The sequence below is a fragment of the Streptomyces sp. CB01635 genome (assembly GCF_002803065.1).
In the GTDB taxonomy this organism is placed as follows: domain Bacteria; phylum Actinomycetota; class Actinomycetes; order Streptomycetales; family Streptomycetaceae; genus Streptomyces.
On record NZ_NNBL01000001.1, the window covers coordinates 541,458 to 560,840 of the forward strand.

The 19,383-nt window shown below is 73.0% G+C and carries 19 protein-coding genes; 9 read left to right on the forward strand and 10 right to left on the reverse strand.

The annotated features are described in order from the left end of the window. Positions 1 to 5 precede the first annotated feature (5 nt). Genes CG723_RS02255 through CG723_RS02265 form a run of 3 tightly spaced genes read right to left on the reverse strand, consistent with a single transcriptional unit; the run spans position 6 to position 3,415 of the window. Positions 6 to 857: a hypothetical protein gene (locus CG723_RS02255; protein ID WP_100591444.1), complete on the reverse strand. Its 852-nt coding sequence runs from the start codon at positions 855 to 857 to the stop codon at positions 6 to 8. Further along, on the reverse strand, positions 857 to 2,128 hold the full coding sequence (locus CG723_RS02260) for a VWA domain-containing protein (protein WP_100591445.1): 1,272 nt from the start codon (positions 2,126 to 2,128) through the stop codon (positions 857 to 859). The genes CG723_RS02255 and CG723_RS02260 overlap by 1 nt, the downstream gene beginning before the upstream one ends. Positions 2,129 to 2,173: 45 nt before the next feature. Further along, a complete protein-coding gene (locus CG723_RS02265) occupies positions 2,174 to 3,415 on the reverse strand; it encodes an FAD binding domain-containing protein (RefSeq protein WP_199841628.1) in 1,242 nt (413 codons plus the stop codon). A 169-nt stretch (positions 3,416 to 3,584) separates the two neighbouring features. Here CG723_RS02265 and CG723_RS02270 point away from each other — a divergent pair, with 169 nt between their 5' ends. After that, complete coding sequence (locus tag CG723_RS02270) at positions 3,585 to 4,508, forward strand: HipA family kinase (protein WP_100591446.1); 924 nt, start codon at positions 3,585 to 3,587, stop codon at positions 4,506 to 4,508. Positions 4,509 to 4,572: 64 nt separating this feature from the next. Here the strand turns inward: CG723_RS02270 and aceB are convergent, their stop codons facing one another. Together aceB and CG723_RS02280 are read right to left on the reverse strand one after the other, a co-directional pair. Beyond that, positions 4,573 to 6,210 carry a malate synthase A gene (gene aceB, locus CG723_RS02275; RefSeq protein WP_100591447.1) on the reverse strand — a complete coding sequence of 546 codons (1,638 nt, stop codon included), beginning with the start codon at positions 6,208 to 6,210 and terminating at the stop codon, positions 4,573 to 4,575. A 216-nt stretch (positions 6,211 to 6,426) separates the two neighbouring features. Continuing rightward, positions 6,427 to 7,032, reverse strand: a complete 606-nt coding sequence (locus CG723_RS02280; RefSeq protein ID WP_100591448.1) for a nucleotidyltransferase family protein — start codon at positions 7,030 to 7,032, stop codon at positions 6,427 to 6,429. Between the two features lie 224 nt (positions 7,033 to 7,256). Here CG723_RS02280 and CG723_RS02285 point away from each other — a divergent pair, with 224 nt between their 5' ends. Then, a complete protein-coding gene (locus tag CG723_RS02285; RefSeq protein WP_100591449.1) occupies positions 7,257 to 7,571 on the forward strand; it encodes a DUF5955 family protein in 315 nt (104 codons plus the stop codon). A gap of 35 nt (positions 7,572 to 7,606) precedes the next feature. On the opposite strand, the gene yczR is transcribed toward CG723_RS02285, so the two are convergent. Beyond that, a complete protein-coding gene (gene yczR, locus CG723_RS02290; RefSeq protein WP_234374094.1) occupies positions 7,607 to 9,100 on the reverse strand; it encodes a MocR-like transcription factor YczR in 1,494 nt (497 codons plus the stop codon). A gap of 101 nt (positions 9,101 to 9,201) precedes the next feature. Between yczR and CG723_RS46020 the strand changes: the two genes are divergently transcribed. Further along, the gene (locus CG723_RS46020; RefSeq protein ID WP_159032369.1) at positions 9,202 to 9,345 is read left to right on the forward strand and encodes a hypothetical protein; all 144 of its coding nucleotides are present in this window, start codon (positions 9,202 to 9,204) and stop codon (positions 9,343 to 9,345) included. After that, positions 9,342 to 9,875, forward strand: a complete 534-nt coding sequence (locus CG723_RS02295; protein WP_234374095.1) for a universal stress protein — start codon at positions 9,342 to 9,344, stop codon at positions 9,873 to 9,875. Before CG723_RS46020 ends, CG723_RS02295 begins: the two co-directional genes overlap by 4 nt. 185 nt (positions 9,876 to 10,060) lie before the next feature. On the opposite strand, the gene CG723_RS02300 is transcribed toward CG723_RS02295, so the two are convergent. Continuing rightward, positions 10,061 to 10,687 (reverse strand): response regulator, encoded by a 627-nt coding sequence (locus tag CG723_RS02300; protein ID WP_100591450.1) that lies wholly within the window; start codon positions 10,685 to 10,687, stop codon positions 10,061 to 10,063. Further along, complete coding sequence (locus CG723_RS02305; protein ID WP_100591451.1) at positions 10,684 to 11,859, reverse strand: sensor histidine kinase; 1,176 nt, start codon at positions 11,857 to 11,859, stop codon at positions 10,684 to 10,686. The genes CG723_RS02300 and CG723_RS02305 overlap by 4 nt, the downstream gene beginning before the upstream one ends. 135 nt (positions 11,860 to 11,994) lie before the next feature. Between CG723_RS02305 and CG723_RS02310 the strand changes: the two genes are divergently transcribed. Both CG723_RS02310 and CG723_RS02315 read left to right on the forward strand, forming a co-directional pair. Then, a complete protein-coding gene (locus tag CG723_RS02310; RefSeq protein WP_100591452.1) occupies positions 11,995 to 13,071 on the forward strand; it encodes an ABC transporter permease in 1,077 nt (358 codons plus the stop codon). Beyond that, positions 13,068 to 13,826: an ABC transporter ATP-binding protein gene (locus CG723_RS02315; protein ID WP_100591453.1), complete on the forward strand. Its 759-nt coding sequence runs from the start codon at positions 13,068 to 13,070 to the stop codon at positions 13,824 to 13,826. Before CG723_RS02310 ends, CG723_RS02315 begins: the two co-directional genes overlap by 4 nt. On the opposite strand, the gene CG723_RS02320 is transcribed toward CG723_RS02315, so the two are convergent. Continuing rightward, positions 13,769 to 14,569, reverse strand: coding sequence for an IclR family transcriptional regulator (locus tag CG723_RS02320; RefSeq protein ID WP_100591454.1), 801 nt, complete (start codon positions 14,567 to 14,569; stop codon positions 13,769 to 13,771). The genes CG723_RS02315 and CG723_RS02320 overlap by 58 nt on opposite strands. A gap of 304 nt (positions 14,570 to 14,873) precedes the next feature. Between CG723_RS02320 and allB the strand changes: the two genes are divergently transcribed. Both allB and alc read left to right on the forward strand, forming a co-directional pair. Beyond that, positions 14,874 to 16,214, forward strand: coding sequence for an allantoinase AllB (gene allB / locus CG723_RS02325; RefSeq protein WP_100591455.1), 1,341 nt, complete (start codon positions 14,874 to 14,876; stop codon positions 16,212 to 16,214). A 5-nt stretch (positions 16,215 to 16,219) separates the two neighbouring features. Beyond that, on the forward strand, positions 16,220 to 17,335 hold the full coding sequence (gene alc / locus CG723_RS02330; RefSeq protein ID WP_100591456.1) for an allantoicase: 1,116 nt from the start codon (positions 16,220 to 16,222) through the stop codon (positions 17,333 to 17,335). A 67-nt stretch (positions 17,336 to 17,402) separates the two neighbouring features. Here alc and CG723_RS02335 read toward each other — a convergent pair whose 3' ends face one another. Continuing rightward, positions 17,403 to 18,134 carry an SDR family oxidoreductase gene (locus tag CG723_RS02335; RefSeq protein ID WP_199841629.1) on the reverse strand — a complete coding sequence of 244 codons (732 nt, stop codon included), beginning with the start codon at positions 18,132 to 18,134 and terminating at the stop codon, positions 17,403 to 17,405. Positions 18,135 to 18,361: 227 nt separating this feature from the next. Here CG723_RS02335 and CG723_RS02340 point away from each other — a divergent pair, with 227 nt between their 5' ends. Then, the gene (locus tag CG723_RS02340) at positions 18,362 to 19,264 is read left to right on the forward strand and encodes a DMT family transporter (protein WP_100591794.1); all 903 of its coding nucleotides are present in this window, start codon (positions 18,362 to 18,364) and stop codon (positions 19,262 to 19,264) included. Positions 19,265 to 19,383 lie beyond the last annotated feature (119 nt).

The window sequence follows — 19,383 nt, forward strand, 5'->3', positions numbered from 1 at the left end:
GCGGGTTACCTGCCCGGCGGTACCCGGGACGGGCGGCCTGTGCCGCGCGTCAGGGCGTAGCCGCCGATACCGGCGAGCGCGGCCAGGATGCCGCCCGCCGCAGTCCAGACCCAGCGGTCCGACCACCAGCCGGAGGACCAGCCGTCCTCGGGCTCACCCGTCGCGAGCGCCTGGCTCGCCGACGAGCCGTTCTCCTCATCGGAGGCGTCGTCAGCGGCGGCAGCGGCCTCTTCCGTCGTCGAGCCCGGCACGAGCGGGGCCGCGAGCGAGCCGTCCACCGCCGCGGAGCCGCCGACCTTCTTGGAGGCCACCTCGACCTCGGCCGAGACGGGCAGCCCCTGGTCCGACGGCGTCAGTGAGGCCGCCGTGAGCCGGACGTAATAGGTGCCGGGCAGCGGGTCGTTCGCCCACTGGTCCGACCAGGCCCGCACCGTGCGCAGCGTGCAGGACAGGTCGACCGACGGCGCGTCCTGCGCCGCCGCCCTCGACTGCGTCCCGTACATGCAGGACTGACGGCGCCTCAGCCCGTCGTACACGTCGATCCGCCACGTCGCGCCCGAGGGCCGCGCCGCCGAGTCCGGCAGCTTCACCGTCGCCTTGACCGTGGGTCGCTGCCCGGCGTCCGCCGGGAACGACCAGTACAGGTAGTCACCCGTGGAGGCGCCCGCGGTGGCCCGCCGGCCCTGCTCCACCTCCTGCGCGGTACGGAACGACGTGCCCGCCTCCGTGGGGGCCTTGTCGTCACCGGAGGAGCCGGAGTCACTGGAGCCGGCGAACGCCGTACCGGCCCCGAGCAGTGCGGTCAGCGCGCTCGCGCCGAGGAGCCCTGCCGTCACCAACAGCCTGGTCGTACGCATCAGTTGGTCCTCCAGACCGCGAACCGCCAGCGCGAGATCCAGCCCCACAGCACACCCGCCACGAAGCCGGTGAGCACCAGGGCGCCGAGCAGCCACCAGCCGCGGCCGAGGCCGAACGCGGCCACGTCGGACGCGGCGCTCGGCGCGTCCACGACGTCGACGGTCAGCTCGACCGGGAGGCCCGGCGTCGTCTTGACCGACGCGGGGGCCGAGTAGGAGTTCGACACCTGGAGGCAGACGGTCTCGGCCGCCGCCTCGTCGTCGTCCTGCTCGGGCTTCGGGTAGCGCAGACCGGTCGAGATCACGTCCGTACGACCGTCGCCCGCCTCCGAGCCCCGGACGATCTCACGGCCGTGCTCGGTGACCGCGCGCAGCAGTACGCCGTAGTCCTTGTTGACCGCGCGGTCCGCGGCGACGCTCACCGAGGCACGCAGTTCTTGCCCGGGGGCGACGGCCACGCGGTAGAAGCGGTGCTCGCCGAACGTCTCGCGGTCCGTGTACAGACCCGGCTTGACCTCCGGCGCGCCGGTGCACTCCTTGGCGCCCTCGACGGCCACGGGGTTGACCACGGGGTCGGCGGCCCGGTCGACCAACTGACCTACGCGGTCGGTGAGTTCATCGGTGTGCCGCACGGAGGTGTAGGTCCCGCCGGTGGCCTCGGCGATGCAGCTGAGCTGGTCACGCGTCTTGGCGTCAGGGACCAGGCCGAGCGTGTCGATGGTGAGGTTGATGCCCTTGGCGGCGATGTCGCGGGCGACCTCGCACGGGTCGAGCGGCTGGCAGGTGTCCTCGCCGTCGCTGATGAGGACGATGCGGCGCGATCCGTCACCGCCGTCGAGGTCGTCGGCCGCCTTCAGGAGGGCCGGGCCGATCGGCGTCCAGCCGGTCGGCGAGAGGGTGGCGACCGCGGTCTTCGCCTCGGTGCGGTCGAGCGGCCCGACCGGGTAGAGCTGAGCGGTGTCCTTGCAGCCCACCTTCCGGTCCTCGCCGCGGTAGTTGGCGCCCAGCGTGCGGATGCCGAGCTCCACCTCCTTCGGCGTCGCGTCGAGCACCTCGTTGAACGCCTGCTTCGCGGCGGCCATCCGGGTCCCGCCGTCGATGTCGCGCGCCCGCATGGAACCGCTCACGTCGAGCACGAGCTCGACCTTCGGGGCGGCCGTGGGCTGCCCGTCAGGGTTGTCCGCCGCGGAGGCGCCGACGGGCGTCAGCCCCATGGTCAGGGCGGCGAACAGGACACACGTTCCCGCCGCCAGCCGTTTTCTTATGATCATCGCCGGATCTTATGGATCAACGTACGCGCACAACAAAACGACTGCTCAGCGGGGATGCGGGCCGGTGCCGGAATCCAACTGTTTCCCGCCGAACACCCCGGTTCCGTCCGCCTGTGCCCACCACGCCTCAAGCCCCGCCTGGTCCAACTCCCCCCAGTCCGGGGTCTCCTGCACGAGCGCCCGGCCGAGGCTCCGTCCGAGCCCGACCAGCGCGCTGCCGGCCGCCGTGCGGGAGTCGTCGTACGCGGCGAGCGCCCCGTCCAGGGCCGGCGCGGCGCGGAACGCGGATTCGATGGCCACGCCGTCCTGGAGGGCCTTCACCGCCCCCGCCCCGGTGTGCGGGCGCGCGACCGTCGCCGCGTCCCCGGCCAGCATGAACCTGCCTGTCGCGTACTGCGGGGCCGTGAAGTCGTACATGGGCTGGAGCGCGAGCTCGTCCGGGGCGGTGAGGCGGACCAGGTCGCCCCAGTACGGCGGCAGCAACTCGTCGGCCACATGGGCGAGATGGGAGCGCAGCGCGTCGGTGAGGGTGCCGGGCGGCAGGCTCGTCGGCAGGTCCACGCGCAGCGCCGCGTCGACGCCCGGCGGGGGAGCCGTGTAGAGAACCCAGTTCACGCGACGGCCGCCGGCCGGGCCGCCGTCCGGGATCCGGTAGACGATGAGGTGCCCGCCGGGGAACACGACGTACGCGCAGTCCTCCTCGGCCCACAGGCCGGGCTCGGAGAGCCGCTGCGCGGGGAACGCGCCCCGCCACGCCAGATATCCCGCGTACCGCGGCTGTACGTCGGGGAACGCGCAGGCCCTCACCGCCGAGCGGTAGCCGTCCGCGCCGATGACGAGGCCGAACTCCTCGGCGCCACCGGCCGCCGTGTGTACGCGGGCCCCGCCCGCCGTCGCCTCGACCCGCGCCACCGCCGCACCCGTACGGAACTCGACGCCCTCGGGCACCGCCCGGCGCAGATCGCGCCAGAGCGGCCCCCAGTTGTACGTACGGAACGGGAACGGCATGACGGCGATCTCGCGCCCGAGCTCCTTGCCCGCGGCGCGCACGTACCAGCGACGGCGCACCAGGCCCACCCACGGCATGCCCGCGTCCATGTACCCGGCCGACTCCAGCTCGGCGTACCGCGCGTCGTGCACCGCGAGGCCCACGCCGCGTTCCGCGAGGGAGCCCGCGGCCCGCTCGTACACGACGATCTCGTCCGCGCCCCCGCGATGGGCCGCGAGAGCCGCGGCGCACCCGGCGATGCTCCCGCCCACGACCGCGACCCGGCCACCGTTCACCATGCGTCCCGTCCCTCATCGTCGGTCCCGCGCAAGGGAGATAGCGCAAGAAGATCTCCGCAGCCGGGACGACGGTACCGGCAGTCGCCGGGCGCCGGGCGGAACCGGAGCGCCGCAGGGTGCGATCCCGGCCATCCCTCGGCCGCGGGCGCCGCCCGTTAGGCTGGCGGGTGTGCTGCGAGAAGTGACGGCCGTCCGGTATCTGAACCCCCTGCGGACCGGTGGCTCCGTGCCGGGGGTCGTCGAGGCCGACGACCTGGGGACCTACGTCGTGAAGTTCACCGGGTCCGCGCAGGGCCGCAAGGCGCTCGTCGCGGAGATCGTCGTCGGTGAGCTGGCGCGCCGCCTCGGCCTGCGCTTTCCCGAGCTGGTCCGCGTCCACTTCGACCCCGAGGTGGCCGCACACGAGCCGCACCAGGAGGTCCAGGACCTGCTGCGCGCGAGCGACGGGCTCAACCTCGGGATGGACTTCCTGCCGGGCGCGAAGGACTTCACGCCCGAGGTCGCTGCCGCCTTCACGGTGGACCCGCTGGAAGCCGGGAAGATCGTGTGGCTCGACGCCCTCACGGTCAACGTGGACCGCACGATCCACAGCTCGAACCTGATGATCTGGCCCACCTTCGGCATCCAGGAGCCGAAGCTGTGGCTGATCGACCACGGCGCCGCCCTGATCTTCCACCACCGCTGGGACGCGTCCGCGCCCGACAAGGCGTACGACTTCCGCCATCACGCCCTCGGCGCCTACGGGCCCGACACGGCGGCCGCCGACGCGGAGCTGGCGCCCCTCGTCACCGAGGAGATGCTCCGCGAGATCACCGCGCTCGTCCCCGACGCGTGGCTGACCGACGAGCCGGGCTTCCATTCGCCGGACGCGGTCCGCGAGGCGTACGTCTCCTATCTCGCGGCCCGCGCCCGTACGTCCCCCGCCTGGCTGCCCACGGACTTCCCGTCGCGCGACCAGCTGGCGGCCGCCGACGCGCGCCGCGCGGCCGACACGGAGAAGGGCCGCCCCGACTGGCTCAAGCGCGTCCCCGACCTGCACGGCAAACCGGCCGCCGAACAGGACTGGTCCGTCCACCTCGGTAACAAGGGCTGACCCCGGACACGACCGAACCCCCGGCGCTGTGCGGTGCCGAGGGCTCGGGTGGTGCGGGGCCGACTCAGCCGGCGAGCTGCTCGTACGCGGGCAGCGTCAGGAAGTCCGCGTAGTCCGCGTCCAGGGAGACCTGGAGGAGGAGGTCGTGGGCCTGCTGCCACTTGCCGGCCGCGAAGGCCTCCTCGCCGATCTCGGCCTTGATGTTCGCGAGCTCCTGGGCCGCGACCTCGCGGGCCAGGTCGGCGGTGACGGTCGTGCCGGAGTGCTCGCCGCCCTCGAAGACGACGCCGGCGTTGATCCACTGCCAGATCTGCGAGCGGGAGATCTCGGCGGTGGCCGCGTCCTCCATCAGGTTGAAGATGGCGACGGCGCCGAGGCCGCGCAGCCACGCCTCGATGTAGCGGATGCCGACCTGGACGGCGTTGACCAGGCCGTCGTAGGTGGGCCGGGCGTCGAGGGAGTCGATCGCGATCAGGTCGCCGGGCGCGACGGACACGTCCTCGCGCAGACGCTCCTTCTGGTTCGGCTTGTCACCGAGGACCGCGTCGAAGGACGCCATCGCGATCGGGACCAGGTCGGGGTGGGCGACCCACGAGCCGTCGAAGCCGTCGCCGGCCTCGCGGTCCTTGTCGTTCTTGACCTTCTCGAACGCGACCTTGTTGACCTCGGCGTCGCGCCGCGACGGGATGAACGCCGCCATGCCGCCGATCGCGTGCGCGCCCCGCTTGTGGCAGGTGCGGACGAGGAGTTCGGTGTAGGCGCGCATGAACGGGGCCGTCATCGTGACCAGGTTGCGGTCCGGCAGAACGAACTTGGCGCCGCCGTCACGGAAGTTCTTGACGATGGAGAACAGGTAGTCCCAGCGGCCCGCGTTCAGCCCGGCGGCGTGGTCGCGGAGCTCGTAGAGGATCTCGTCCATCTCGTACGCGGCCGTGATCGTCTCGATCAGGACGGTCGCGCGGACGGTGCCCTGGGGGATCCCGACGTAGTCCTGCGCGAAGACGAAGATCTCGTTCCAGAGGCGGGCCTCCAGGTGCGACTCCGTCTTCGGGAGGTAGAAGTACGGGCCCTTGCCGAGCTCGATCAGGCGCTTGGCGTTGTGGAAGAAGTACAGGCCGAAGTCGACGAGCGCGCCGGGGACGGGCCGGCCGGCCTCGTCCTTCAGGTGGCGCTCGTCCAGGTGCCAGCCGCGCGGGCGCATCACGACGGTCGCGAGCTCGTCGTTGCCCTTGAGGGCGTACGACTTGCCGGTGCGCTCGTCCGTGAAGTCGATGTTGCGCGTGTAGGCGTCCATCAGGTTGACCTGGCCCAGGACGACGTTCTCCCAGGTGGGGGCCGAGGCGTCCTCGAAGTCCGCGAGCCAGACCTTGGCGCCCGAGTTCAGGGCGTTGATGGTCATCTTGCGGTCGGTGGGACCGGTGATCTCGACGCGGCGGTCGTTCAGCGCGGCCGGGGCGGGCGCGACGCGCCAGGTGGTGTCCTCGCGGATGTGAGCGGTCTCCGGGAGGAAGTCGAGCGTGGAGGTGCGGGCGATCTCGGCGCGACGCTCCGCGCGGCGGGTGAGGAGCTCGTCACGCCGGGGCGTGAACAGCCGGTGCAGCTCGGCCACGAAGGCGAGGGCCGCGTCCGTGAGCACCTCTTCCTGCCTGGGCAGGGGCTCTGCGTCGACGATGGCCAGCGGGGACGGCGCTGGTGCGGACATGAGCTGTCACTTCCTTCAGCGAACGGGCGCGGGCGGCACCGAGTGCCGTGGGCGCCGGAATACGACTACGGACCCCGCGCGGGGGGACCGGCCCTTCTGAGCAGTGGATACTAGTTTCCTCATTGTGGAAGTTCAATGGTTTGTTGATGTCGAGATTCTCCGGGTCGACATAACGTGGCGCTCGGTGCCAGGCTCCTCACGCCCCGTTCATGCCCCTCACTCAAGGTGCTTCAGGTCGGCCTCGGTGTCGATGTCGTAGTCATCGGCCACATCGCCGCACTCCACGAGCGTGAGCTCCGACGCGTGCTCCTTCAGGTACGCGCGCGCCCCGCGGTCCCCGGCCGCGCTCGCCACGATCCCCGGCCAGTGCTCCGCCCCGAACAGGACCGGATGCCCGCGCTCCCCGTCGTACGCGGCCGCCGCCAGCGACCCCGCCGACCGGTACGCGGCCCGCACGCGCGCCACCGCCGGAGCTCCGATCCCCGGTTGGTCCACAAGGAGTACGAGCGCGGCCGACGCCCCCGTCCCGGTGAGCGAGCCGAGCCCCGCCCGCAGCGACGACCCCATGCCCTCCTCCCACGCCGGGTTCTCCACGAGCACGCACCCCGCCAGGTCCGCCCGCGCCCGCACGTCGTCCGCTGCCGCGCCCAGCACGACGTGGACGCGCTCGCAGCCGCCCGCGCGCAGCACCGCCACCGCGTGCTCCACCAGGGGGCGCCCGCGGTGCGTCAGGAGCGCCTTCGGCCGCCCGCCGAGCCTGCGCCCACCGCCCGCCGCGAGCAGCAGTCCCGTCACCGGAGCGTCATCCGTTGCGTGTGTCATGAAGCCTGGATACCTCACCGGGCCGCCCGCGCGCCGACCCCCGGGGACACTCGTGAGGCCGGAATTCGGTCGGCACGGTGGCGGGCGCGGCAGAAAGTGGCGTTTACTGGCCGACGACCCCGATGCGGCGAGTCCGGCCAAGGCCCCGCCGGGGCCGCGGAAGGCGTACGGCGTGCGGAACGCGCATGTCTGCGGTCGCACAAAGGCGTGCGAGGGGGAGAGCTGTGTTGCGGAGCGTGGGGCAGAAGCTGGTGGCGGTCAGCGAAGAGGATCCGCGGGTGACGGAGTTGCGCACCGCGGTGTCCAGGCTGCGCCGTGAACTGGCCGCCCATCCGGCCGAGTTCCCCGACCGGGCGGTGGCCGAGGACGAACTGGCCGCCCTGGACGCGATGGCCGCCGGTGGCCTTCCCGAGATCCCGCGCCTGCGCCGCTCCCTGCTGCTCATCGCGGGCGCGATCGGCTCGGTCAGCGCCCTGGCGAAGGGCCTCGGGGACGTGCGGAGCGCGGTGGAGCTGTTCGGCGGGCCGCCACTGCACTGACCTCGTGCGTGAGTTGACGGCCCCTCACTCCCGCGTCACGCCACCCAGTGGGGCCGGCCCGGCTCGTCACCGGTCGCTCCGAGGCCGTCCGCGAGCGTCTGTGCCAGGCGATGCACCGCCTCCCTGGCGACCTCGGGCGGCTGTGTGTACGGGAAGCGCAGCCGGTGCTCGTGCGTGCCCGGGTCCGCGCCGAAGCGGGAGCCGCCCTCGATGTGCACCCCGTGCCGCAGCGCGGCCCGGGCGAGCGCCGAGGCGATCGGGCGGCCCAGGTCGATCCAGAGCGACAGGCCGCCGGGCGGCAACTGCCAGCGCCACTCCGGCAGTTCGCGCGCCAGGTCCTCGGCGAGCGCGTCCCGCTGGGCCCGCATCCGCGGCAGGCGCTCGCTCAGGACCTCGTCCATCCGGTCGAGCAGCCGCAGCGCGACGAGCTGGTCGAGCACGGAACCCGACATGTCGAACGGCACCCGTGCCGTGGCCAGTTCCGTGATGAGCCGCGACCCGGCCCGTACCCAGCCGATGCGCAGCCCGCCCCAGTGCGACTTGCTCAACGAGCCCACGGTGACGACCTGTTCGCCCGCACCGGGCGAGGCGAGCGAGGCGAACGGCGCGGGCGCCGGCACGTCCAGCGCGATGTCGGCGACCGTCTCGTCCACGACCAGCCAGGTCCCGGTCGCCCGCGCCGCCTCGAGGAGCCGCACCCGCTGCTCGCGCGGCATCAGCCGCCCGGTCGGGTTGTGGAAGTCCGGGATCAGATAGGCGAGCCGCGGCGCGGTCTGGCGCAGCGCCGACTCGAAAAGGTCCGTGTCCCAGCCGCCGTCCGTGACCGGCACCGGCGTGGCCCGCATCCCGCCCCTGTTCAGCGCGTCCAGGGCGTTCGGGTACGACGGGTTCTCGACCAGGACGCGGTCGCCCGCCCGGGCGAGGAGCCCCAGGGTGAGCGACACCGCCTGCTGGGCGCCCGAGGTGATGAGGATCTGTTCGGGGAGCGTCGGCAGGCCGCGCCGTGTGAACCGCTCGGCGACCGCGGCCCTTAGCTCGGGAAGCCCGTACGGGTGGTAGCCGGGCGTCGACGCGTGCCTCGGCAGCTGTGCGCCGGCGGCGGCGAGCGCGTCGGCGAGCTCCGCCTCGGGCGCGCCGGGCGCCGCGATGGCGAGGTCGATCACGTCGTCTCCCGTGGGGAAGACGGCCACGCTGGCGGGCCGCTGTCCCTCGGGCAGCTCGGTCCACGTCCCCGCGCCACGCCTGCTGCGTGCGTAGCCGCCTTCGCGCAGCAGGTCGTAGGCGGCGGTGACCGTGGCGCGGCTGACGCCGAGCGCCGTGGCCAGCTCGCGCTCGGCGGGCAGCCGGGTGTGCAGCGGGATGCGCCCGTCGAGCAGCAGGGTGCGTACGCCCTGGGCCAGGGCGCGGTAGCCGGGTCGCTCCCCGGCGGTGACCGTCAGGAGGCCGGCGAGGCGGCGGCTGCCCAGGGACCCGTTCATGTTGTCCGCGCCCGGCGTGTTCAAGGCGTGGACCACTCGATTGCCTGCCATGCCAACTCCCCTCTATTGGCCCTGCTGTCCAGGCCAATCAGCCTACAGACTCGGGAGAGGTCAGGGGTTTTGGCCTGGGGAACCGGCTGAGGAGGCATGCCATGGACGGGTACGAGGCGGGCTGCGTCACGGACCGTTTCGAGCGGGAGATGCAGCGCCGCGCGGAGGCGCGCACCACGCGGCCGGCGGGCGCCTGGGTCCGCGCGCTGGTGAACGGGAAGCGGCGCAAGGGGAGGAAGCCGTGAGCGCCGTCGAGGCCCGACGGCCCGAGGGAATGGTCGGTCAGGTCGTCGTCGGGGTGAGCGACTCGCTCGGCGGGCTCGCGGCGCTGCGCGCGGCCGCCGAGCAGGCGCGCCGCTCGGGCCGGGTCCTCGTCGCCGTCCTCGCCTGGGAGCCGCCCGAGGGTGAGGGCCTGTACGCCCGCCGCCCCGACCGGCAGTGGGCCCGGCACTGGCACGGCGAGGCCCGCGCCCGCCTCGACCGCGCCTTCGCCGAGGCGCTCGGCGGGCCACCCCGGGACGTCGACCTGGTACGCCGTGTGGTCAGGGCCAGGCCGGGCCGGGCCCTGCGCGACGCGGTGGCGGGCCCGGACGACCTGCTCGTCATCGGCGTCCATCCACGCCGCATGTGGCGCGGACGGATCCACCGCCACGTCGTCGCACACGCCGGCTGCCCGGTCCTGACCGTGCCGGCCCCGCCACTGGCACGGCACGAGCTTCGGGCGCTGCGCCGGGCGAGCGCATACGACTTCGCGGCGGCAGGTCCGGCCGGGTGAACGGGGGCATTGGCGCACGAGGCCGTAGGCGGTGGTTGTCGCTGTGTGTGGGGCGGATCTGCGGTTCGGTGGTGGGGTGTGCGCCGGGTGCCCGGTCCTGACCGCGTCCGTGCCGCCGCCTGCGTGGGACGGGTCGGGGCGGGTGGCCGCAGGACTTCGCGGTGGCGGGCTGGACGGGCAGGAGGTCAGCGGCGCATGAGGCCGCGTGCGGTGGCCGCGGCGACCGCCGCTGTGCGCGAGTCGACGCCCAACTTGGCGTAGATGTGCACCAGATGGGACTTCACCGTCGCCTGGCTGAGGAACAGTTCCTTGCTGATCCGCTGGTTCGACAGGCCGTCCCTGACGAGCTGGAGCACCTCCAGCTCGCGGCGGCTGAGCGCCTCGGCGGGGGCCCGCATGCGGTCCATCAGGCGGTGTGCGATGGCGGGCGCGAGCGCGGACTGGCCGGAGGCCGCCGTACGGACCGCCGCGGCGAGCTCCTCCGGCGGCGCGTCCTTGAGCAGATAGCCGGACGCGCCCGCCTCCACCGCGGCGAGGATGTCCGCGTCCGTGTCGTACGTGGTCAGGACGAGGACGCGCGGCGCACCGGGCCTCGCCGCGATGGCCGCCGTCGCCTCCGAGCCGTGCATTCCGGCGCCGAACTGGAGATCCATGAGGACGACGTCGATCCCGCCGGCCGCGGCCAGCTCCACGGCCCGCTCCGCCGTGGCGGCCTCCGCGGCGATCTCGAAGTCGGGTTCGGCGTCGAGGACGGCGCGGAGCCCGGCGCGTACGACGGGGTGGTCGTCGGCAAGCAGGAGCCGGACGGTCATGACGCGCCTTCCACGGGGAGAGGGAGAGTGATCGCGACCGCCGTGCCCTGGCCCGGCGCCGACTCCACCGTGAACGTGCCCCCGAGGGACTCCGCGCGTGAGCGCATCGCGGGCAGGCCGAACCCGCCGTCGCCGGACGGCGCCGACGCGGGGTCGAAGCCGCGGCCGTCGTCCACGATGTCGAGGGCCACGGCCGTGTCCATGAAGCTGAGGGTGATCTCGGCGCGGCGAGCCCCCGCGTGGCGCACCGTGTTCGCGAGCGCCGACTGCGCGATCCGCAGCAGGGCGACCTCGTACGGCGTCGGCAGCCCGGACGGAGTGCCGCTCTCCGTGAAGCGGGCGGTGAGCCCGGGAGCCGTCGCGCACAGCCGCTCCAGGGCCCCCGCGAGCGACCCGCTCTCCAGGTCCGGCGGCGACAGGGCCCGCACGAAGCGGCGGGCCTCGGCCAGGTTGTCCTGGGCGGCCGCGCGCGCCTGTTCGATGTGCTGGGCGGCCGGTGACTGCGGCGGCAGCGCGCGCTGGGCCGCGCGCAGCAGGAGCTGGATCGAGGACAGACCCTGCGCGAGGGTGTCGTGGATCTCGCGCGCCAGGCGCTCCCGCTCGGCGAGGGTGCCCGCCGTGCGCTCCGCGGCGGCGAGTTCGGCGCGCGTCGCGATCAGCTCCTCGATCAGGCGCTGTCTGCGCTCGCTCTCGCGGTACAGCGCCTGGTAGCCCATGACGGTCGCGACGGCCACGGCCGCGCCGAGGAGCGGCCCTATGAAGGCCCCCGGGTTGAACTCCTGCCCATGGCGTACGTACGACGCGATGGCGGCGCACGCGGTGAGCGCCACGGCGGGGACGCCCCAGCGGGCGGGCAGCAGATGCAGTTGGAGGAAGTACAGCGGGAACGCCAGCCACAGCCCGTCGGGGGAGAGGACGAGCAGCACCAGCCACACCGCGCACAGCGCCCCGAGCCAGAGCGCCGCCCCGGCCCGCGTGTCCTGTACGGCCGCGATCAGCGGGCCCGCCCCGTACACGACGGTCATCACGACCGCGGCGGCCACCACGGCGCCCGCCCCCGTCGAGTCCCCGGCCAGCGCGCGGCCGGCGACCAGCAGGAGCAGCCCGGCCATCAGCAGGTGCAGGAGCAGGCGCAGGACGCGCAGAACGGGGGTCAGAGAACGTGGATCCATACCGTCACCAGCGTAGGCAGAAGAACGTCGAAGACGGTCAACCGAAAGTTTGAAAGGCGGCTCCTTCCTTCGATTCGGGTGAAGCGTGCTGTGGCGCGATGCCCGGGGCGGGCGCCCGGCCGCAGGCTGGGGACCATGTTCGTCGCATGGAGAGATCTACGGTTCGCCAAGGGCCGGTTCGCGCTGATGGGAAGCGTGGTCGTGCTGATCACGCTGCTGGTCGGCCTGCTGTCGGCCCTGACCGCGGGCCTGGCCCGGGACAACACCTCGGCGCTGACCGGGCTGCCCGCCGACCACCTGGCGTTCGCCCGGCCCGCGGACGGCCAGGCGGTGTCGTTCACCGGTTCGACGGTCGGGGCCGGGCAGTGGCGGGCGCTGGCCGCGCGGCCGGGGATCGAGAGCGCGCAGCCGATCGGCATCAGCACCGTGAACGCCGAGGCGGGCCATCACACGGCGGCCGTGTCCGCGTTCGGCGTGCGGCCCCGCTCGGGGCTCGCGCCCGACACGACGGCACCCGGCACGGCCGTCCTGTCCCAGCAGGCGGCGGACGATCTGGGCGCGGGGCCCGGTGACCGTATCGCCCTGTCCAGTACGTCCCTCACGGTGAGCGCGGTCGTGGGCGACGCCTCGTACAGCCACACACCCGTCGTCTGGATCGACCTCGGCGACTGGCAGAACGTGGCGCCGGGCGGGCAGCGCACAGGGGAGCGGGCCACCGTGATCGCCCTGCGCACCGGGGACGGCGCCGACCTCGGCGCCGCGGACCGTGCGGCGGGCACCGAGACGCGGACCGTGGCCGGGGCCCTTGAGGCCATAGGGTCCTACCAGGCCGAGAACGGCTCGCTCCAGCTCATGCGGGGCTTCCTCTTCGTCATCTCGGCGATGGTCATCGGCGCGTTCTTCACCGTGTGGACCATCCAGCGCAGCGGCGACATCGCGGTCCTCAAGGCCCTCGGCTCCTCGACGCCGTATCTGCTGAAGGACGCGCTCGGGCAGGCCGTGGTCATGCTGGTCGGCGGTACGGCCCTAGGGACGGCGCTCGCGGCGCTCATCGGGGCGTTCGTGCCCGACAGCGTGCCGTTCGTCATGGAGCCGCTCACCACGCTCAGCCCGGCCGCCGTCATGACCGTGCTCGGCGCGGGCGGCGCCGCCCTGTCCATCCGGCGCATCACCGCCGTAGACCCCCTCACCGCACTCGGGAGCGCCCGATGAGCCTCGACCTCGACGAGATCACCCTCACCTACCCGGACGGCGACGGACGCATCACGGCGCTCGACAGCGTCACGCTGCACGTCCCGGCCGGCACGGTCACCGCGGTCGTGGGCCCGTCCGGGTCGGGCAAGTCCAGCCTCCTCGCGGTCGCGGCGACGCTGGTCACGCCCGACAGCGGCACCGTGACGGTGGGCGGTACGCCGACGGACTCGATCGGCCCCGCCGAACGCGCCGAGCTGCGCCGCCGTTCCCTCGGCATCGTCTTCCAGCAGCCCAACCTGCTGCCGTCCCTGACCGCCCTCGAACAGCTCCAGGTCATGGCCCACCTGGACGGCCGCAAGCCGCGCGAAGCGCGGGAGCGGGCAGGGGAGTTGCTGGCCGCGGTCGGGCTGACGGACCAGGCGCGCCGCCGCCCCCACCAGTTGTCCGGCGGTCAGCGCCAGCGCGTCAACATCGCCCGCGCCCTGATGAACGAGCCGGCGGTCCTGCTCGTGGACGAGCCGACGAGCGCCCTCGACCACGAGCGCGGGGCGGCCGTACTGGATCTGCTCGCCCGGCTCACGAGGGAGCGCGGCACCGCGACGGTCCTGGTCACGCACGACCGGGCGCATCTCGCGGTGGCGGACGAGGTGTGCGAAATGGTGGACGGGCGGCTCACGAAGGCCGGCCCGTCCCGTGACGCTGCGGGTGGTGCCCGCTACACGCCGACCCCGGAGCTCGACAGCGCCACCGACAGCTCCTCGGCGACCTGCTGAAGCACCGGCACGATCTTCTCGGTCGCGGCGTCGGTGACGCGTCCCGCCGGGCCCGAGATCGAGATCGCGGCGGCCGTGGGGGAGTTGGGCACGGAGACGGCGAGGCAGCGCACGCCGATCTCCTGCTCGTTGTCGTCGACCGCGTACCCGGCGCGGCGCACCTCCGCGAGCGCGTCGAGGAAGCCGTCGGCCGTGGTGATCGTCTTCTCCGTGGCGGCCGGCATGCCGGTCCGCGCGAGCAGCGCGCGCACCTCGTCGGCCGGGGTGTCGGCGAGCAGGGCCTTGCCCACGCCCGTCGAGTGCGGCAGGACGCGCCGGCCCACCTCGGTGAACATCCGCATCGAGTGCTTGGACGGCACCTGAGCGACGTAGACGATCTCGTCCCCGTCGAGCAGCGCCATGTTCGCCGTCTCGCCGGTCACCTCGACGAGGCGGGCGAGATAGGGGCGGGCCCAGGTGCCGAGGAGGCGGGAGGCGGACTCGCCGAGGCGGATCAGGCGGGGGCCGAGCGAGTAGCGCCTGTTGGTCTGCTGGCGCACGTAGCCGCAGGCGACCAGGGTGCGCATCAGGCGGTGGATCGTCGGCAGGGGAAGGCCGCTGCTCGCGGAGAGCTCGCTGAGACCCACCTCGCCCCCGGCGTCGGCCATCCGCTCGAGGAGGTCGAAGGCGCGCTCGAGGGACTGGACTCCGCCGGTCGGGGCGGAAGGGCCAGAGGACTTGGTGCTGGCGCTTGACGTCGGCACGGGCGCGTTCCTTTCGGGGCGGAAGGGCAAGGCAGCAGCCTACCCGGCGGTCACCGAGGGGGGTGTGGCACGGCCCGGGTTGTTCCGGCCGGTCAGGGGGCCTTTGTCCGGGTGTCGCCGGGCCATACCTGTGGTCTCTTGACGGTGTCGTCGTAGATAGCTACGTTCTGGCTTACGGAATTCTAATTCCACTTTGTGGAAACGTCCAGGATGGCGTCGTCCCTTACGGGGCGGCTCTTGACGGACCCTGGACTGGAGTGAAAACTCCTTCAACAGAACGTTGAATTTACTGAGAGGGGCTCGGGTGTCCGACGTCGAACTGGTGCTGCGCTCGACCCGCGTCATCACCCCCGAAGGCACGCGGCCCGCGTCGGTCGCCGTCGCCGGGGGAAAGATCGCCGCCGTCCTTCCGCACGACGCGGACGTACCGGCAGGCGCCCGGCTCGAGGACTTCGGTGACGATGTCCTCATGCCCGGACTCGTGGACACCCATGTCCACGTGAACGACCCGGGGCGCACGGAGTGGGAGGGCTTCTGGACGGCCACCCGCGCCGCGGCGGCCGGCGGCATCACCACGATCGTCGACATGCCGCTCAACTCGCTGCCGCCGACGACGACGGCGGCCAACCTGCGCACCAAGCAGGACGTCGCCGCCGCCAAGGCGCACATCGACGTCGGCTTCTGGGGCGGCGCGCTGCCCGACAACGTCAAGGACCTGCGTCCGCTGCACGACGCCGGGGTCTTCGGCTTCAAGTGCTTCCTCTCGCCGTCCGGCGTGGACGAGTTCCCGCACCTGAACGGTGACCAGCTCACCGCCTCCATGGCCGAGATCGCCGGGTTCGGCGGCCTGCTCATCGTGCACGCCGAGGACCCGCACGAGCTGGACGTCGCCCCGCACAACAGCGGCCCGAAGTACGACGACTACCTCGCGACCCGGCCGCGGATCTCCGAGGACGTCGCGATCAGGGGGCTCATCGACACCGCCAAGCGGATCGGCGCCCGCGTCCACATCCTGCACCTCTCCTCCTCCGACGCGCTGCCGCTGATCGCCGAGGCCAAGGCCGAGGGCGTCAAGCTCACCGTCGAGACGTGCCCGCACTACCTCACGCTCACCGCGGAGGAAGTCCCGGACGGAGCAAGCGAGTTCAAGTGCTGCCCGCCCATTCGCGAGGCCGCGAACCAGGACCTGCTGTGGCAGGCGCTCGCCGACGGCACCATCGACTGCGTCGTCACCGATCACTCGCCGTCGACCGCCGACCTGAAGACCGACGACTTCGCCACCGCGTGGGGCGGCATCTCCGGCCTCCAGCTGAGCCTCTCCGCCATCTGGACCGAGGCCCGTGGGCGTGGCCACTCCCTCGACGACGTGGTGCGCTGGATGTCCTCGCGCACCTCGGAGCTGGTCGGCCTCGACGACCGTAAGGGCGCCATCGCCGCCGGCCGCGACGCCGACTTCGCGGTCCTCGCCCCCGAGGAGACCTTCACCGTCGACCCGGCCGAACTGCAGCACCGCAACCGCGTCACCGCCTACGCGGGCAAGACGCTGCACGGCGTCGTGAAGTCGACCTGGCTGCGCGGTGAGCGCATCGTCGCCGAAGGCGAGTTCACCGCTCCCGCCGGCAAGCTCCTCGAAAGGAACAACTGATCACTGTGACGGCGATTCCCAGCTTCACCGGCGACGCGAACCCCTACGGCGGCGGAGACCCGTACGCCGACTACCGCACCGCCGACTTCCCGTTCACGCAGTACGCCGACCTCGCCGCGCGGCAGCTCGGCGCCGGTGTCATCGCCGCCAACGACGAGTTCTTCGCCCAGCGCGAGAACCTCCTCGTGCCCGAGCGCGCCGAGTTCGACCCCGAGCACTTCGGCCACAAGGGCAAGATCATGGACGGCTGGGAGACCCGCCGTCGCCGCGGCACCGGCGCGGACCACCCGTGGCCGACCGCCGAGGACCACGACTGGGCGCTCGTCCGGCTCGGCGCCCCCGGCGTGATCCGCGGCATCATCGTCGACACCGCCCACTTCCGCGGCAACTACCCGCAGGCCGTCTCCGTAGAGGCCGCGTCCGTCGAGGGCGCGCCCACCCCGGAGGAGCTCCTGTCGGGCGACGTCAAGTGGACGACGCTCGTACCGCGCACGGCGGTCGGCGGCCACGCGGCCAACGGCTTCGCCGTCGACGTGGAGCAGCGCTTCACGCACCTGCGTGTCAACCAGCACCCCGACGGCGGCATCGCCCGCCTGCGGGTCCACGGCGAGGTCGTGCCCGACCCCAAGTGGCTCGCCACGCTCGGCACGTTCGACGTCGTCGCCCTGGAGAACGGCGGTCGCGCCGAGGACGCCTCCAACCTCTTCTACTCGCCCGCGAGCAACACCATCCAGCCGGGCCGCTCCCGCAAGATGGACGACGGCTGGGAGACCCGCCGCCGCCGCGACCAGGGCAACGACTGGATCAGCTACGGCCTGGCCGCCCAGTCGCAGATCCGCGCCCTGGAGATCGACACCGCCTACCTCAAGGGCAACTCGGCGGGCTGGGCGTCGGTTTCTGTACGCGACGGCGACGACGGCGAGTGGGTGGAGGTCCTGCCCCGCACCCGCCTCCAGCCCGACACCAACCACCGCTTCGTCCTCGACGCCCCTGCGGTCGGCACCCACGCGCGCGTGGACATCTACCCGGACGGCGGCATCTCCCGCCTGCGCCTGTTCGGCTCGCTGACGGACGAGGGCACGGCCCGCCTGACGGCCCGTCATCAGGAGCTCGGCGGCTGACCCAGGACCCGGACCCGCGCGGGGGCGTACCGGCCTGACAGCACCGGTACGCCCCCGCGCGCATACGTCACGCCGCGTGCCCGCCGTCCACGGCGAACTCCGCGCCTGTGACATACGTGGCCTCGGGGCCCGCGAGATAGGCGACCATCGACGCCACCTCGTCGGCCGTGCCGAACCGGTCCAGCGCGACGGACACGGTCTGGCCCGAGGCGTACGGTCCGTCCGCCGGGTTCATGTCCGTGTCGATGGGGCCCGGGTGGACGATGTTCGCGGTGATGCCGCGGCCGCCCAACTCGCGTGCCAGCGCCTTCGTCAGGCCGATCAGGGCCGCCTTGGTCGTCGCGTACACGGTCCCGCCGGGGCCCGGTACGCGCTTCGCCATGCAGGTGCCGACGGTGACGATCCTGCCGCCGTCGGACAGCCGCGTCGCGGCCGCCTGCGACGCCAGCAGGACACCGCGCACGTTCACCGCGAGCGCGTGGTCGATCTCGGCGAGCGAGAAGCCCTCCAGCGGCCCGAGCAGCCCCACGCCCACGTTGTTCACCAGCACGTCGAGCCCGCCGAACGCGTCCGCCGCCTGATCCACCGCCCCCGCCGCCTCGTGCGGGTCCGCCGAGTCGGCGCGCAGTGCGAGACCGCGCCGGCCCAGTGCCTCGACGCGGCGCACGACCTCCTCGGCCGCCTCCTTGCCGTTCACGTAGGTGACCGCCACATCCGCGCCCTCACGGGCCAGCCGCAGAGCGGTCGCCGCGCCGATTCCGCGGCTGCCACCGGTGACGAGTGCTGCCTTGCCGTTCATGGGTCCTCCTGAAGCCATCGGTTGTTATGACTTCAAGTAAATGGACGGGCGACCGCCGATGCTGGCGGCAAACGGACACCGATGCCCCGCCCGCGGCGGCGAGTTGCCCGGCGGGTCCGGTGGGCGGAAAGCGGTGGCCCTGATGATCTTGCCGCCGGTACCGTGAGCCCGCCCCCGTGCGAGCCGCCGTCGTCTCCACGCCGCCGTACGCCGCCGGAGACCGCACCTTGACCACGCTCACCGTCACCGCGCCCCGCCGCGCCTGGCTCACCGACCTGCCCGTTCTCCTTGTGGCCGTCGTCTGGGGAGCCAGCTATCTCGCGGCCAAGGGCATCACCACACAGACCACCGTCCTCGCGGTCCTCGTGCTCCGGTTCGGCGCCGCCTTGCCGGCGCTCGCCGTGGCCGGGCGGGGCGCGCTGCGCGGGCTGAGCGCCGCGCAGTGGCGCGGGGCGGGACTCCTCGGGCTGATCCTCAGCGGGATCTTCCTCCTGGAGACCTACGGCGTCGTCCACACCTCGGCGACGAACGCGGGCCTCATCATCAGCCTCACCATGATCTTCACGCCCCTCGCCGAGGCCGTGGTGACGCTGACCAGGCCGTCCCGCACCTTCCTCGCCGCGGCCGCCGTCTCCGTCGCCGGCGTCGTCCTGCTCACCCAGAGCGGCGGCTTCACGGCCCCGTCCGCCGGCGACCTCCTGATGCTGCTCGCGGCACTCGCCCGCACCGTCCACGTCCTCGCCATGGCCCGGATGAAGTCCGTGCGGGGCGCGGACGCGCTGCCCCTGACGACGGTCCAACTGGGCGCGTCTGTAGCGGTGTTCGCGCTCCTGTGCGGGGTGCCGGGGACGGGCGCCGCGCCGTGGGAGGCGGCCGCGGAGTTCGGGCCGCGCGCGTGGGCGGGGCTCGCCTTCCTGTCCGTCTTCTGTACGCTCTTCGCCTTCTTCGTGCAGATGTGGGCGGTCCACCGGACGTCACCGTCCCAGGTGAGCCTGCTTCTTGGCACCGAGCCGCTGTGGGCCGCGGCGGCCGGCATCGCCGTCGGCGGCGAACGCCTGGGACCGCTGGGCCTGTTGGGGGCCGTGTTCGTGCTGGCAGGGACGGCGTGGGGGCGCCGCGCCACCGCCTGAGCCGCACCTTGAACGGGCCCTGAATGCGCCCCGGACGCGCCTGAAGCGGCGCCTCCGATTGGTTAACTTCCGGAAAACTCCCCTGACTTGACGTTGACACGTCATGCTCTACGCGCGTC

Coding starts and splice junctions, on each gene's coding strand:
- CG723_RS02255 (WP_100591444.1), bottom strand. CDS start 857: ATGCGTACGACCAGGCTGTTGGTGACGGCAGGGCTCCTCGGCGCGAGC.
- CG723_RS02260 (WP_100591445.1), bottom strand. CDS start 2,128: ATGATCATAAGAAAACGGCTGGCGGCGGGAACGTGTGTCCTGTTCGCC.
- CG723_RS02265 (WP_199841628.1), bottom strand. CDS start 3,415: ATGGTGAACGGTGGCCGGGTCGCGGTCGTGGGCGGGAGCATCGCCGGG.
- aceB (WP_100591447.1), bottom strand. CDS start 6,210: ATGTCCGCACCAGCGCCGTCCCCGCTGGCCATCGTCGACGCAGAGCCC.
- CG723_RS02280 (WP_100591448.1), bottom strand. CDS start 7,032: ATGACACACGCAACGGATGACGCTCCGGTGACGGGACTGCTGCTCGCG.
- yczR (WP_234374094.1), bottom strand. CDS start 9,100: ATGGCAGGCAATCGAGTGGTCCACGCCTTGAACACGCCGGGCGCGGAC.
- CG723_RS46020 (WP_159032369.1), top strand. CDS start 9,202: ATGGACGGGTACGAGGCGGGCTGCGTCACGGACCGTTTCGAGCGGGAG.
- CG723_RS02300 (WP_100591450.1), bottom strand. CDS start 10,687: ATGACCGTCCGGCTCCTGCTTGCCGACGACCACCCCGTCGTACGCGCC.
- CG723_RS02305 (WP_100591451.1), bottom strand. CDS start 11,859: ATGGATCCACGTTCTCTGACCCCCGTTCTGCGCGTCCTGCGCCTGCTC.
- CG723_RS02310 (WP_100591452.1), top strand. CDS start 11,995: ATGTTCGTCGCATGGAGAGATCTACGGTTCGCCAAGGGCCGGTTCGCG.
- CG723_RS02315 (WP_100591453.1), top strand. CDS start 13,068: ATGAGCCTCGACCTCGACGAGATCACCCTCACCTACCCGGACGGCGAC.
- CG723_RS02335 (WP_199841629.1), bottom strand. CDS start 18,134: ATGAACGGCAAGGCAGCACTCGTCACCGGTGGCAGCCGCGGAATCGGC.